The 14162-nt window shown below is 71.6% G+C and carries 14 protein-coding genes; 7 read left to right on the top strand and 7 right to left on the bottom strand.

Annotated features, from left to right (window positions below; genetic code table 11):
- Positions 1 to 32: 32 nt before the first annotated feature.
- Positions 33 to 647, bottom strand: coding sequence for a hypothetical protein (locus EDF55_RS02130; RefSeq protein ID WP_123653281.1), 615 nt, complete (start codon positions 645 to 647; stop codon positions 33 to 35).
- Between the two features lie 38 nt (positions 648 to 685).
- On the opposite strand from EDF55_RS02130, the gene EDF55_RS02125 reads away from it, so the two are divergent.
- Entirely contained in the window at positions 686 to 1603 is a 918-nt protein-coding gene (locus EDF55_RS02125; RefSeq protein WP_185017057.1) for a hypothetical protein, read from the top strand.
- A gap of 14 nt (positions 1604 to 1617) precedes the next feature.
- Here EDF55_RS02125 and EDF55_RS02120 read toward each other — a convergent pair whose 3' ends face one another.
- Both EDF55_RS02120 and EDF55_RS02115 read right to left on the bottom strand, forming a co-directional pair.
- Positions 1618 to 2586, bottom strand: a complete 969-nt coding sequence (locus EDF55_RS02120; RefSeq protein WP_123653280.1) for a beta-ketoacyl-ACP synthase 3 — start codon at positions 2584 to 2586, stop codon at positions 1618 to 1620.
- A gap of 138 nt (positions 2587 to 2724) precedes the next feature.
- A complete protein-coding gene (locus EDF55_RS02115; RefSeq protein WP_123653279.1) occupies positions 2725 to 3117 on the bottom strand; it encodes a ChaB family protein in 393 nt (130 codons plus the stop codon).
- 109 nt (positions 3118 to 3226) lie between these two features.
- On the opposite strand from EDF55_RS02115, the gene EDF55_RS02110 reads away from it, so the two are divergent.
- The gene (locus EDF55_RS02110; RefSeq protein WP_123653278.1) at positions 3227 to 4198 is read left to right on the top strand and encodes an aldo/keto reductase; all 972 of its coding nucleotides are present in this window, start codon (positions 3227 to 3229) and stop codon (positions 4196 to 4198) included.
- Positions 4199 to 4375: 177 nt separating this feature from the next.
- Here EDF55_RS02110 and EDF55_RS02105 read toward each other — a convergent pair whose 3' ends face one another.
- The 3 genes from EDF55_RS02105 to zapE form a co-directional block, all read right to left on the bottom strand.
- A complete protein-coding gene (locus tag EDF55_RS02105) occupies positions 4376 to 5026 on the bottom strand; it encodes a tyrosine-protein phosphatase (protein WP_123653277.1) in 651 nt (216 codons plus the stop codon).
- Between the two features lie 330 nt (positions 5027 to 5356).
- Entirely contained in the window at positions 5357 to 6631 is a 1275-nt protein-coding gene (locus EDF55_RS02095; protein ID WP_123653276.1) for an ammonium transporter, read from the bottom strand.
- A gap of 458 nt (positions 6632 to 7089) precedes the next feature.
- Entirely contained in the window at positions 7090 to 8112 is a 1023-nt protein-coding gene (zapE, locus tag EDF55_RS02090) for a cell division protein ZapE (protein WP_260235722.1), read from the bottom strand.
- Positions 8113 to 8243: 131 nt separating this feature from the next.
- Between zapE and EDF55_RS02085 the strand changes: the two genes are divergently transcribed.
- Together EDF55_RS02085 and EDF55_RS02080 are read left to right on the top strand one after the other, a co-directional pair.
- The gene (locus EDF55_RS02085; protein ID WP_123653275.1) at positions 8244 to 9170 is read left to right on the top strand and encodes a sulfurtransferase; all 927 of its coding nucleotides are present in this window, start codon (positions 8244 to 8246) and stop codon (positions 9168 to 9170) included.
- On the top strand, positions 9167 to 9643 hold the full coding sequence (locus EDF55_RS02080) for a SufE family protein (protein ID WP_123653274.1): 477 nt from the start codon (positions 9167 to 9169) through the stop codon (positions 9641 to 9643). The genes EDF55_RS02085 and EDF55_RS02080 overlap by 4 nt, the downstream gene beginning before the upstream one ends.
- Before the next feature lie 69 nt (positions 9644 to 9712).
- Here the strand turns inward: EDF55_RS02080 and EDF55_RS02075 are convergent, their stop codons facing one another.
- Positions 9713 to 10936, bottom strand: a complete 1224-nt coding sequence (locus EDF55_RS02075; protein WP_185017055.1) for a S9 family peptidase — start codon at positions 10934 to 10936, stop codon at positions 9713 to 9715.
- Positions 10937 to 10959: 23 nt separating this feature from the next.
- On the opposite strand from EDF55_RS02075, the gene EDF55_RS02070 reads away from it, so the two are divergent.
- The 3 genes from EDF55_RS02070 (at position 10960) to EDF55_RS02060 (ending at position 14162) form a co-directional block, all read left to right on the top strand.
- On the top strand, positions 10960 to 11574 hold the full coding sequence (locus tag EDF55_RS02070) for a DUF3000 domain-containing protein (RefSeq protein WP_123653272.1): 615 nt from the start codon (positions 10960 to 10962) through the stop codon (positions 11572 to 11574).
- A complete protein-coding gene (locus EDF55_RS02065) occupies positions 11567 to 12817 on the top strand; it encodes an HRDC domain-containing protein (RefSeq protein WP_260235719.1) in 1251 nt (416 codons plus the stop codon). The genes EDF55_RS02070 and EDF55_RS02065 overlap by 8 nt, the downstream gene beginning before the upstream one ends.
- Before the next feature lie 133 nt (positions 12818 to 12950).
- Positions 12951 to 14162 (top strand): thiolase family protein, encoded by a 1212-nt coding sequence (locus EDF55_RS02060; RefSeq protein ID WP_123653271.1) that lies wholly within the window; start codon positions 12951 to 12953, stop codon positions 14160 to 14162.

The following is a 14162-nucleotide window of genomic DNA, read 5'->3' as shown; positions in this document are numbered from 1 at the left end:
AGCCGCGCTGGTGCCCCGTTCCCGGGTTGCGCTCAGGGCAGCGACGGCGCCGCGGGGTGGTACTTGCGTTGCCGCTCGACGGTGTGCGGGACGGTACCGGCGGCGATGACCTCACCGGCCGCGACACGCACGCCGTGGACCCGCCCCGCGCCCTTGAGCACGGCCGCGCGCCGGTCCGGATCCGGCTCGGTGAAGGTCCCACCACCCTCCAGGACGACGTCCCGAGCGGCGACGGTGCCGAGCACCTGCGCGCCCGGCCCGAGGTGTGCCGGTCCCTCGACGACGGCACCACCGCGCAGACGAGCACCGGCACCGACCACGACGTCCGCCGACACGGCGCTGACTGTGACTCCGCCCGGCCCGAGCTCCGCGTCCGCGCCCACCGACACCGATGCGCCGTCCGCCACGATGGTCACCGGTCCGGGTCCGACCCGCACGCCTGCCGCCACTTCGATCGTGCCGGTGTCGCGCGTCTCGAGCACCGCTCCCGGGTACAGCACGACACCGGTGCCGAGCGAGACGCCGAGCCCGATCAGCACCGACCCCGGGTCGAGCACGAGGACACCGGGCGCGAGCGCTGCGACCTCGGTGACCGTTCGGAAGCCCGCTGCGCGGCGGACAGCGTCGAGTGCGTGTTCTGGAGCCACCCAGCGAGCCTCCCACATGCCCGGCGTAGCGTGGCGGCATGGCCCCGAAGCAGAACAACCGGTCGGACCAGCGGGACCAGGCGATCGTTCCGCTGCCGCTCGCCCCCGTCGACCAGACGGCCCCGGACACCGCACTCCCGACGACGGCGAAGGGCTGGGCCAAGTGGCTCGACCGCGTCCTCGACGTGCAGCGACCGGTCGTCGTCGCGCATGTCAACGGCATCCGGCGGCGGAACCCGAACGCCTCCCCGGCAGAGGTGATCCAGATCCTCGAACGCCACTACCTGACGGCGGTGACGACGGGCGGCGCAGCAGTGGGTGCGAGTGCGGTGGTCCCCGGCATCGGCATCGCGGCGAGCTTCGGACTGAGCGGGGCGGAGACGGTCGGCTTCCTCGAGACGACGGCGCTCTTCGCGCAGTCCGTGACCGAGGTGCACGGCATCGCCCTGGACGACCCGGAGCGCTCTCGCACGCTGGTCATGGCGATGATCCTCGGCACGCCAGGTACCCAGCTCATCAAGCAGCTCGCGGGCCAGGCAGCCGGTGGGCAGGTGCGAACCGCCTTCTGGGGAGAGATGGTCACCTCTTCGCTCCCGCAGCAGGCGGTGACGGGGATCGGCAAGCAGGTCCGGGACTCGTTCGTCAAGCGGTTCGCCGCGCGACAGGGGACGTCGATGCTCGGCCGCGCGCTGCCGTTCGGGATCGGTGCCGCGGTCGGTGGACTCGGGAACCACGCGTTGGGGCGCAAGGTGATCCAGGCATCACGGACGGGCTTCGGCCTGCCGCCGGCGCACTTCCCCTTCTTGCTGGATCCGAAGGCCCCGAAGTCCCCGCGGCAGCGTCAACTGCCGTGGCGCCGCCGCGGCAAGGACGACCCAGAGGCGAACACGACGATCACGAGGAGCACGACGAGCACGCACGACCGGACGAGCAAGCGCCCCGACACCGCACTCTGAGCGGTGCGGGAGCGCTAGAACGCCCTGACCGGCGTCGTCACGACCTGCCCGGCGTGGGCGAACCCACCGCCGAACCCGAACAGCAACGCTGGGACCCCCTCGGGCAGGTCGCCCCGCGCCCAGGCCTTGGACAGGCCGAGCGGAACGCTGGCCGCCGAGGTGTTGCCCGACTCCACGACGTCCCGGATCACGAACTTGGACTCCCCGCCGAGCGCCGCGACGAGGGGCTCGATGATCCGCAGGTTCGCCTGGTGGAACGCGAACACCTGGATGTCGTCCATGGTCAGCCCGGCGGCCTCGACGACTCGACGGGCGTGTCCCTCGGCTTCCGTGATCGCCCAGCGGTAGATCGAACGGCCCTCCTGCGAGAACCGCTCGGGGTCTCCGTCGACCACCACGGCGCGCTCGAGGTGCGGCACGCTCCCCCACGAGACCGGCCCGATCTCGGGGGCCGCCGACACGCCGAGCACGGCTGCGCCCGCACCGTCCCCGACCAGGACGCACGTGGAGCGGTCGGTCCAGTCGACGATCCCGGAGAGCAGCTCCGACCCGATGACGAGTGCGGTGTCGGCCGAACCGGTGCGGATCGCCTGGTCGGCGAGGGCCATCGCGTACTCGAAGCCGCTGCACGCGGTGTTGATGTCGATCGGCGCGGGGCCGTTCGTCATCCCGAGCGCTGCCGCGACCCGGCCTGCCGTGTAGGGCGCCCGGTCGCGGTGCGTGGTCGAGGCCACGATGACCAGGTCGACGTCCGACGGCGACTTGCCCGCGTCGGCGAGGGCTGCGGCGCCCGCCGCGGTGGCCATCGACGTCACGGTGTCGTCGGGCCCCGCGATGTGTCGCGAGGAGATGCCGGTGCGGGTGACGATCCACTCGTCGTTCGTGTCGACCATCGTCGAGAGCTCGTCGTTGGTCAGGATGCGGGAGGGCTGGTGGTGCCCGAACCCGAGGATCCGGCTGCCGCGGAGTGCTGGGATGTCCATCCGCCGCACGTTACTCCGCCCGCTGACCCGCCCATGCTCGAACCGGAATACAGCAGCGCACACACGCCACGGCCGCACAGCAACGCACACACGCCACGGCCACACGACCGCCCGCGCCCGTCACAGCCGCACGACAGCTCATCGACGCGACTTCGCGCTCTCCCGGTTGTTCGCCTTCTTGATCGCGTCGACGAGCTCGTCCTTCTTCATCGACGACCGCCCGCTGATGTCGAGCTTCTTCGCGACGTCCATCAGGTGCGCCTTCGAGGCGTTCGCGTCGACGCCCTCCTCCGTCGTGCCCGATCCACGCGATCCCGCGGCCGCGGAGTCCGACGGCCCGGAGGACTCCTTCTCCTCCCAGTGGTCGCCGACCTTCTCGTACTCGTGCTTGACGGCTGCGTACGCGGTGCGGTGCGCACGTTCGCCGTCGCCGTACTCCTCCTCAGCGGAGTCGAGGGCGGCGACGAAGGTCTCCTGCGCGTGCTTCGGCGACCGCTGCAGGGTGCTCGGGATCTCGTCCTTGGCTGGCATGAGGTGCTCCTTCCTGAGACGACCGGCGTGGGCAGGACACCCTCCGGTTCCCCATCACCGGTACTCGCAGGGCCTGGCAGGACTCCGAGCCGCGCGGTAGACACGACCCATGGACTACACACATCTCGGACGGACAGGGCTGTCGGTCTCGCGAGCAGTGCTCGGCACGATGAACTTCGGGCCGGAGACCAGCGAAGACGACTCCCACGCGATCATGGACCGGGCCCACGAGCTCGGCGTGAACTTCTTCGACACCGCGAACGGCTACGGCGGCTCGGTGGGCAAGGGTGCCACCGAGGAGATCATCGGCCGCTGGTTCGCGAAGGGCGGCGGCCGTCGCGAGAAGACGGTCCTCGCCACGAAGGTCTACGGCGAGATGATCGACTGGCCGAACGGTGGGAAGCTCTCCGCGTACAACATCCGTCAGGCGCTGGACGCCAGCCTCCGACGCCTGCAGACCGACCACATCGACCTCTACCAGATGCACCACGTCGACCGGGACACCCCCTGGGACGAGATCTGGCAGGCCATGGAACTCGCTGTGCAGCAGGGCAAGGTGCTCTACGTCGGTTCGTCGAACTTCGCCGGCTGGCACATCGCGCAGGCCCAGGAAGCCGCGAAGCACCGCAACTTCCTCGGCCTCGTCAGCGAGCAGTCGATCTACAACCTCGTCGTCCGCGACGTCGAGCGCGAGGTCCTGCCCGCAGCCCGCCACTACGGTCTGGGTGTCATCCCGTGGTCGCCGCTGCAGGGCGGCCTCCTCGGCGGCATCATCGAGAAGACCGAGCAGGGCTCGCGCCGTCTGTCCGGCCGCAGCGCCGAGTACGTCGAGGGTCACCGCGACCAGCTGACCGGGTACGAGGCCTTCGCGAAGGAGCTCGGCCACACCCCGGGCGAGCTCGCTCTCGCGTGGCTGCTGCACCAGCCGGGCGTCACCGCACCCATCACCGGACCCCGCACGATGGAGCAGTGGGAGTCCGCGGTCCGCGCCGTCGACATCCGGCTCGACGACGCCGCGCTCGCGCGCCTCGACGAGCTGTTCCCGGGCCACAAGACCTCACCTGAGGACTACGCCTGGTGAGCTAGGGACAACGGCCTGGAGGCCCGGTGCGCGTCGGACGCGCACCGGGCCTCCCGTCGTGTGGTCGCGTCCACAGCACGTGGTGCGGACCGGCAGGACACGTTGCGCGGGCGCGCGGGGCACGTCGCCCGGGCGGGCAGGGCACGTCGCGCGGGCCGGTGGCGTAGGTCCCGCTGTTCAGAGCGCGCCGATCTCCGCGTCCGTCAGGCCGATCCAGCGCAGGTAGCCCTCGACGCTCCCCCAGCGCGCCTCCACGTGTGCGATCACCGTCGTCATGATCTCCGGCACGCACCGTTGCGCGACCGCGGTCGCATCGAGGTCCGTGCTCACGGCACGCTCGCGGGCGAACCGCTCCGCCAGCCCGTCCGCACTCGCCGCGTAGTCGTCCCCGACGAGGGCCATCGACGCGCCCCAGTGCCGGGCGAGCAGCGCGCTGATCACCCCGGTGCGGTCCTTGCCGGCGGAGCAGCAGACGAGCACGTCCCCCTCGGTCTCGGCGATCGCCCGGAGCGCGGCGGCGATCCCGCTGCGGTGCCGGGTGAGCCAGTCGACGTACTGCTCCTCGAGCTGCACCGCTGCCGCGTTGGCCTCGGTCTTCGACGGGTCGAACAAGGGCACTCCGCGGTACCCGTCCGCGCTGCCGAGCGGGTGTGGGACCCGTTCGATCTCGTCGTCCCGGCGGAGGTCGACCACCCCGGCCAGCGCCGGGTAGGCCGAAGGGGCAACGGACTCCTCCGTGTTCGCGCGGTACACGGTGCGGGGTCGGCCGTCCTGCAGTCCGGGTCCCCCGACCGGGCGCAGGTTGGTCAGCATCGACGTCGTCGTCATGCTCCCACCCTGCCACGGCCGGGAGCGACGGCGCTCCCGGACCGCTTCGATGCGGCCGACCCGCGACGACGAGAACGTTGTCGTACGACAGCGACCCCGTCGTTCGTTGCACGCGCGGACATCCGCGGACGGGCGCAAGCGACAGCGTGGGTGTCATACGACAGCGACCCTGTCGTTCCCCGTCGACCCAGCCGCACCCCACCCACACACACACACACACACACACACACACACACACACACACACACACACACACACACACACACACACACACACACGACGAAGGCCCCCGCGCGCACGCGGGGGCCTTCGTCGATCAGGGGGCAGCAGCTACCGGACGCCGACCGGCGTCTCGTCGCGGTCCTCGTAGAGGACGTAGCCCTCTTCGCCGTGGACCGCGGTGTCGATGCCGGCGACCTCGTCCTCGGTCGTGACGCGGAAGCCCATCGTCTTCTCGATGATCCAGCCGATGATGAAGGCCAGCACGAAGGAGTACGCACCGACCGCACCGGCGGCGGCGGCCTGCTTGCCGAGCTGCGCGAACGAGCCCGAGTAGATCAGGCCGGTGTCGTTGGCGAAGAAGCCCAGGTACAGCGTGCCGACGATGCCGCCGACCAGGTGGACGCCGACGACGTCGAGCGAGTCGTCGAAGCCGAGGCGGTACTTCCAGTCGATCGCGAAGCAGCAGATGATGCCCGCCATGAAGCCGAGCAGGATGCCCCAGCCCGGGGTGAGGTTGGCACATGCCGGGGTGATCGCGACGAGGCCGGTGACGGCGCCCGATGCGGCACCGATGGAGGTGGCCTTGCCGTCCTTGAGCTTCTCGACGAGGAGCCAGCCGAGGATGGCGGCGGCCGGGGCGGCGAGGGTGTTCACCCAGGCGATCGCGGCGATGCCGTCAGCAGCACCCTCGGACCCGGCGTTGAAGCCGAACCAGCCGAACCAGAGGATCGCGGCACCGAGGAGGACGAAGGGCGGGTTGTGCGGCTTGTGGGCGCCCTTGGCGAACCCGACGCGCTTGCCGAGGACGATCGCCAGTGCGAGGCCCGCTGCACCGGCGTTGATGTGCACCGCGGTGCCGCCGGCGAAGTCGATCACGCCCCAGGTGGCTGCCCAACCGGAGGTGAGGTTGAAGACCCACGAGGCGACGGGGAAGTAGACGACCGTGACCCAGACGCCGGCGAAGACCATCCAGGCGCCGAACTTGGCGCGGTCGGCGATGGCGCCGGAGATGAGGGCGACCGTGATGATCGCGAAGGTCGCCTGGAAGCCGACGAACGCCATCGACGGGTACGCGGCGTTGATCGTGGAGGCCTTGGCCTCCTCGAACGCCTGGCCGAGGCCGATCTGGTTCCAGTCGATGCTGAAGAAGCCGACGGCGCCGGAGACGGCCGTCCCGTCGCCGTGGTTGGCGAAGGCGATCGCGTAGCCGTAGACGACCCAGAGGACGCTCACCAGCGCGATCGCCCCGAAGGACATCATCATCATGCTGATGACGGACTTGGCCTTCACCAGTCCGCCGTAGAAGAACGCCAGGCCGGGTGTCATGAACAACACCAGGGCTGCCATCACCAACACGAAGGTCGTGTTGCCTTGATCAAGCATGTCTCACCTCTCGATTGCAGTGCGGTCACCACGTCGGCGGTGCTTGCTGTGCATCGGGGCACCGACGTGTCCGCCTCGGGTAGGACAGAGTCTGGCGAGGTGACGTTTCGTGAGGGAGCACGATGTGTTTCGCGGGTGTAACGCGACGGGCCGCTTTGTAAACGTCGTGTTTCCGGAGCCTCGCGGCCCCCTGGACGGGGGCCAGGAGTTCCCGCAGTCCGTCCGGACGGTGCCCGACACGCGTCGCACAACGGTCACGATGTGGCCCGACGCCCGGGCGCCCCGCAAGATGTGCCCGGACGGGAGGCGCGACACCGGCCCGGCAGGACCGGCGCGATCCGCGATCGACCCCGGACGGGAGGCGCGACACCGGCCCGGCAGGAGGGCACGATCCGCGATCGACCCCGGACGGGAGGCGCGACACCGGCCCGGCAGGACCGGCCCGGACCGCGGTCGGCTCAGTCCGGGACGCGGGTGAGGGCGACCACGCGGCTCGCAGCGCGCAGGTACTTCTTCCGGTACCCGCCGTCGAGCATCGTGGCCGGGTAGACCTCGTCGAGCGGAGTGCCTGACGCGATGATCCGCACCTGCGCGTCGTACAGCCGGTCCACGAGCGCGACCCAGCGCAGCGCGTCGGTCTGGTCCGTGAACGGAGCGACGTCGGTGAGCCCGACCGCATCGAGCCCGTCGACGAGCGCGACGTACTTCGACGGGTGCACGGACGCGAGGTGCGCGACGACGGACCGGAAGTCGTCGAGCGTGACCGCGCCGGACCCCGGCAACGACGCCGAGACATCCGACACCACCGCGGCCGACTCGTCGACGGCACGGCGGCGGTAGTCGAGCCCGTCGATCCGCATGGTCTCGAACCGGTCGGACATCGCCTGGATCTCGCGGAGGAAGTCCTGCGCCGCGAAGCGCCCTTCGCCGAGGGCCCCCGGCGGGGTGTTCGACGTGGCGGCGAACCGGGTGCCCGTGTCGCTGAGCTCCTTGATGAGCCGCGTCATCATCATCGTGTCGCCCGGGTCGTCCAGCTCGAACTCGTCGATGCAGACCAGGGCGGTCCCGCGGAGCAGGTCGACGATCCCCTGGAACCCGAGCGCCCCGACGAGCGCGGTGTACTCGATGAACGTGCCGAAGGTCTTGCGCCCGGGCTCCGCGTGGTACGCCGCGGCGAGCAGGTGGGTCTTGCCGACGCCGAACCCGCCGTCCAGGTAGACGCCGGACTTCCCGGCGGAGGCGGACGACCCCGCCGCGGCACCGGCCGAACGCTTGCGTCCGAACAGCCCGCGTTTCACGGGCTCCGGCCGCGTCGCCACGAACGCCGACACCGCGTCGCGCACCGCGGCCTGGGACGGGTAGTCCCCGTCCGGCCGGTACGAGTCGAAGGACGCCTCGGTGAACTGGGGCGGCGGCACCAGCGACGCGGCCATCTGCTGGGGGGAAACCTGCGGGTCGCGGTCGACGAGGTGCTGGGGCAAGGGGCCGCCTTCCGGGAAGCGTGTCGTGGGGTGTCACGTTGCATCGGGCAGACGGTACGTCCGCGTACCGTTGCTCCCGACGCCGAGCACCGATCCTAGTCCGGCGCCACGACCCACAAGGAGGCACCTCGATGACCGCACCGGTCGACCCGTCCGACAAGTTCCGCGCCTACGCCCACCCCGAGCGACTCGTCTCGACCGAGTGGCTGCAGGAACAGCTGGACGCCGCACGAGCCGGAGCTGGCAGCGGGGCGAGGGACCTCGTGGTCGTCGAGTCCGACGAGGACGTCCTCCTCTACGAGACCGGACACATCCCCGGCGCCGTGAAGATCGACTGGCACACGGACCTCAACGACCCGGTGCAGCGCGACTACATCGACGGGGAGGCCTTCGCCGCCCTGGTCGGCGGCAAGGGCATCGGCCGCGACACCACCGTCGTGATCTACGGCGACAAGAACAACTGGTGGGCCGCGTACGCCCTCTGGGTCTTCACGCTCTTCGGTCACGAGGACGTCCGGCTCCTCGACGGCGGCCGCGCGAAGTGGATCGCCGAGGACCGCGCCCTGACGACCGACCGCACCGAGGTCAGCCCGGTCGAGTACCCGGTCGTCGAGCGCACCGACACCCTGGTCCGCGCCTTCAAGGAGGACGTGCTCGCCCACCTCGGCAAGCCGCTCATCGACGTGCGGAGCGCCCCGGAGTACAGCGGCGACCGCACGACGGCGCCGGACTACCCGGAAGAGGGCGCCCTCCGCGGCGGCCACATCCCGACCGCGGTGAACATCCCGTGGGCGACGGCGGCCGCCCCCGACGGCACCTTCAAGTCCCGGGCGGAACTCGACGCCGTGTACCGGGACGGTGCCGGCATCGGCGACGCGGACGAGGTCATCGCCTACTGCCGCATCGGCGAGCGGTCGAGCCACACCTGGTTCGTGCTCCAGCACCTGCTCGGCTACGAGAACGTGCGGAACTACGACGGCTCCTGGACCGAGTGGGGCAGCGCCGTCCGCGTCCCCATCGTGCAGGGATCAGAGCCGGGTACGCTGCCGAACCGATGAGCGACACGACCTCCCAGCACGACGCGACGACCCTCCCCCGGGCCCTCGCGGAGATCCGCGACGACTTCCTCGAGCTGTCCCACCCCGACCGTCTGCAGCTGCTCCTCGAGTTCTCGAACGAGCTCCCGGCGCTGCCGGAGCGGCTCCGTGGACACGAGGACGAACTCGAACGCGTCGAGGAGTGCCAGTCCCCCGTCTTCATCACGGTGACGCTCGGCGCGGACGGCGACGCCCCGGACGTGGTCCGGATGCACGCAACGGCCCCGCGCGAGGCGCCGACCACCCGCGGCTTCGCCTCGATCCTGGCGCAGGGCCTGTCCGGTCTGACCGCCGACCAGGTGCTCGCGGTGCCGTCCGACTACCCGCTGACGCTCGGCCTGTCCGAGGCGGTCAGCCCCCTGCGGATCCGCGGGATGGTCGGCATGCTCGGTCGCGTGCAGCGACAGGTGCACGCGCTGGTGGCGGTGCGGTAGACGCACCGGCAGATCGACGGGAGGCCCGGTGCCAGCTGGCACCGGGCCTCCCGTCGGTCGTGTGGTGGACTACCGGGCCCCGGCGCGGTCCTGCGGCCGGACCACCTCGGTGAGCCACGCGAGGATCCGGGCGTCGAACCAGTCGGCGTCGTGGTTCCAGAGCTTGGTGTGGCGGGCGCCGTGCGCGACCTCGAGCCGGACGAGGTCCGGGCGGGCGGCCGCCAGGTCGTGCGAGGCGGCGGACGGGACGAACCCGTCGTCGTCGCTGTGCAGGAGCAGGATCGGCACGTCGAGCTCGTCGGCGCGGGCGACCATGTCGAGCTCGCGGAGGTCGACGGGCCGGTGCAGGCCGGCGAACCGGTGGAGCACCGGGGTGCGGAGGACGCGCTGGGCGACCTTCCGGACGATCTTCGGCAGCTTCAGCGCCTGCCCCTGGGACTTCAGCACCGCGTGCCAGTCGACCACGGGCGACTCCAGCACCACGCCGTCGACGAGGTGGGCGGAGGCCGAGCGCAACAGCGTCTGGAGCACCACCGCGCCGCCCATCGACCAGCCCATCAGCACGACGCTCGTCGCGCCCTGGCCGTCGACCCAGCGGAGTGCGGCGTCCACGTCTTCCCACTCGGTCGAGCCGAGCCCGTACCGGCCGTCGACACTCTTCGGCGCGACGCCGTCGTTCCGCCACGAGGCGAGGAGCACGGAGTAGCCGGCGGCACGGAACACCGGGACGGCGCGGATGGTCTCCGCGCGGGTGACGCCGCGGCCGTGGACGAGGACGGCCCACGGGGCTGCCGGGTCGTCGGCACGGACGACCCACGCGGGTGCCGGACCGTTCGGGGTCGGGACGTCGACGTCCTCGACCGGGACGTCGAGTTCGCCGGGCGTCAGGTAGAACCAGCCACCCCAACGGCCACGGCGGGCGTTCGTCGGGTCGCCGGCGTCGACCGCGATGATGCGTCGCGTGACGGTCGTCGCGGTGGTGCCGATCACGTCGCCGACGCGCATGTGGCCCGTGCCGCTGCCGAACCAGAGGCTGTAGCGACCCTGCAGCTCGGTGTCCGGCGACCGCTCGAGCGTGACGGTGCCGCGACCGGTGTCGACGGCCACGATCGGGACGCGCTCGGTGCGCTTGCGGTCCGGTGTGACGACCATCCGGGCGATCGCGGCGACGAAGCCACCGATCACCGCGGTGCCGACCGCGGCGGCCGCGATCCCGGTGCCGAGGGCGACGAGTCCAGCGGAGCGTGCGGTGTCCTGCACCGGCTCACCGGCGGGTCGCGCGGAACGGGACATGGTCCGGAGCCTAGTCTGCATTCGTGTCCGAAACCCGAGAGCCCGACGCCTTCGCGCAGCTCCGCGCGTTCGTCGCGGCGGGCGGGACCCGCGCCGAGACGACGGTCACCGAGATCCCGTCCCCGAGCCGCATGGCACCCTTCTCGATCGCCCTCGCGGCGGACGTGTCGGGTGTGGAGCACGGGGTCGACTCGGACCTGGGGACCGGCCGGTTCATCGCCCTGTACGACCCCGCCGAGCCCGAGGGCTGGCACGGGGCGTTCCGCATCGTGACCTTCGCGCAGGCGCCGCTCGAACCCGAGATCGGGGTCGACGAGTTCGTCGCCGACGTCACGTGGAGCTGGCTCGTGGACGCGCTCGACGCGCACGGCGCCGAGTACGACCACGCTTCGGGCACCGCAACCAAGATCATCTCCCGCGGCTACGGCGAACTCGCCGCCCAGGGCGACGGCGCACAGCTGGAGCTCCGGGCGTCGTGGACGCCGCGCGTCGTCGACCTGGACGGCGCCGGTCTCGGCGCCGCCGACCTCGTCGCGCACGTCGAGGCGTGGGAGGAGATCGTCGCCATGCTCGCAGGACTGCCGCCGTCGTCGGACGGTGTGACGCTCCTCGGCCCGAGGAGGCTCGCCCGTGACTGATGCCCTGACTGTTCCGTTCGAAGAAGGGCACGACGCGGTCAAGGTGATCGAGTCGCGCGACGACTACCTCGAGGCCGTCGCGGCGATCGCCGCCGGGCACGGCCCCGTCGCCGTCGACGCCGAGCGCGCCAGCGGCTACCGGTACTCGCAGCGCGCCTACCTGATCCAGGTGTTCCGGCGCGACGCCGGCGCCTTCCTGTTCGACCCCATCGCGATCGGCTCGTTCCAGGAGCTGCAGGACGCGATCGTCGACGAGGAGTGGCTCTTCCACGCCGCGTCGCAGGACCTCCCCTGCCTCCGCGAGGTCGGGCTCGTCCCAACTCGGATCTTCGACACCGAGCTCGGCGCGCGGATCGCCGGGTTCCCCCGCGTGGGCCTCGGCGCCGTCGTCGAGCAGCTCCTCGGGATCACGCTCGCGAAGGCGCACTCCGCGGCGGACTGGTCGACCCGACCGCTGCCGCAGTCCTGGCTCGTCTACGCCGCGCTCGACGTCGAGCTGCTGCCGGACCTCCGCGACGCCCTCGCCGCCGTGCTCGACGAGGCGGGCAAGACCGAGATCGCCCGGCAGGAGTTCGACGCCGTGCTGCACCGCGCCCCGAAGCCCGCTCGTGCCGAGCCCTGGCGTCGGCTCTCCGGGATGCACGCGCTCCGCGGCACCCGTGCGCTCGCGATCGCCCGATCGCTGTGGACCGCGCGGGACGCCTTCGCGCAGGAGACCGACATCGCTCCGGGCAGGATCATCCCGGACTCGGCCATCGTCGCCGCTGCCGCCGCCGCTCCGGAGTCCCGCAAGGACCTCGCCGCGGTGAAGGCGTTCACGGGCCGGGCCAGCCGGTCCGAGCTCGACCGCTGGTGGGCCGCCGTCGACGAGGGGCGGACCACCGAGGACCTGCCGCGTCTCCGGGGCAAGGGCGAGCCGACGCTGCCGCCGCCCCGCGCGTGGGCGGACCGGAACCCCGCCGCCGACCGTCGGTACAAGGCCGCACGAGCCGCGGTCACGGCGCGCGCCGAGGAGCTCGACATCCCGCTCGAGAACCTCCTCACGCCGGACACGCTCCGGACCATCTCGTGGGAGCCCCCGGCGACCGTGTCGGACGAGTCCGTGGCGGCGGCGCTCGTCGCGCTCGACGCCCGGCCCTGGCAGGTCGAGGCGACCGCGTCCCTCATCGCATCCGCCTTCACCGCGCCCGCCGTTGTCGCTGCTGCACAGGACTCCTCCGCGGAGGACCCGGCGGTCTCGTAGGAACCGACCAACCGAGGTGCTGCCGCCCAGGCGCGGGGCATAGCGTCGGGAGGGACGTCGGGGTACGCCCCGACACAGGGCCAGGGCGGACCGATCGCCCGGCTCGATCGATGTGGATCTGTGGAGGCCAGCTTTGCCAAAGCCATCAGACGTCGTCTTCGTCGACGGCGTGCGGACACCGTTCGGACGTGCCGGGGAGAAGGGGGTGTTCTGGCGGACCCGCGCCGACGACCTCGCCGTGCACGCGATGCGTGGCCTGCTCGACCGGAACAGCTCGCTCGACGGTGCCGCGGTCGATGACGTCGCGGTGGCGGCCACCACGCAGCAGGGCGACCAGGGCCTCACCCTCGGCCGCACCGTCGGGATGCTCGCCGGCCTGCCGAAGTCCGTCCCCGGGTACGCCATCGACCGGATGTGCGCCGGCGCCATGACGAGCGTGACGACCCTCGCGGGTGCGATCGCGTTCGGCGCGGCCGACATCGCCATCGCCGGTGGCGTCGAACACATGGGCCGCCACCCGATGGGCTTCAACGCCGACCCCAACCCGCGCTTCGTCGCGGAGCGCATGGTCGCTCCCGACGCGCTCGTGATGGGCAACACCGCCGAGCGCCTGCACGACCGTTTCCCCGCGATCACGAAGGACCGCACCGACGCCTTCGCCGTGCAGTCCCAGCAGCGGTACGCCGCCGCCTGGGGCGCCGGCAAGCTGCAGCCGGACGTCGTCCCGGTCGAGGTCAACACCGGAGCAGGCTGGGACATCGTGTCGGCCGACGAGCCGCCGCGTCCCGGCACCACCCTGGAGGCCCTGGCCGCGTTGAAGACGCCGTTCCGCCCCCACGGACGGGTCACCGCCGGCAACGCCGCCGGACTCAACGACGGCGCGACGATGAGCCTGCTGGCGTCGTCGGCCGGCGCGGCGGAGCACGGCCTGCCGACGAAGATGCGCATGGTCTCGTTCGCCTTCGCCGGCGTCGAGCCCGAGGTGATGGGCGTGGGCCCGGTCCCCGCCACGGACAAGGCGCTGTCGAAGGCCGGCCTGTCGATCGACGACATCGGCCTGTTCGAGATCAACGAGGCGTTCGCCGTGCAGGTGCTCGCCTTCCTGGACAACTACGGCATCGCGCAGGACTCCCCGAACGTCAACGCCTGGGGCGGTGCGATCGCCGTCGGGCACCCGCTGGCCTCGAGTGGCGTCCGCCTGATGAACCAGCTCGCGGCGCAGTTCGCCGAGCGGCCCGACGTCAAGTACGGCATCACCACGATGTGCATCGGCCTGGGCCAGGGCGGCACCGTCATCTGGGAGAACCCCTCGTACAGCAAGTCCGCGGCTCGGAAGGCGGCCTGA

Origin of the sequence: Curtobacterium sp. ZW137 (genome assembly GCF_003762905.1) — a bacterium.
Taxonomy (GTDB): Bacteria; Actinomycetota; Actinomycetes; order Actinomycetales; family Microbacteriaceae; genus Curtobacterium.
The sequence above is the reverse complement of the archived record's forward strand: the minus strand, read 5'-3'. Positions and strand labels throughout refer to the sequence as shown.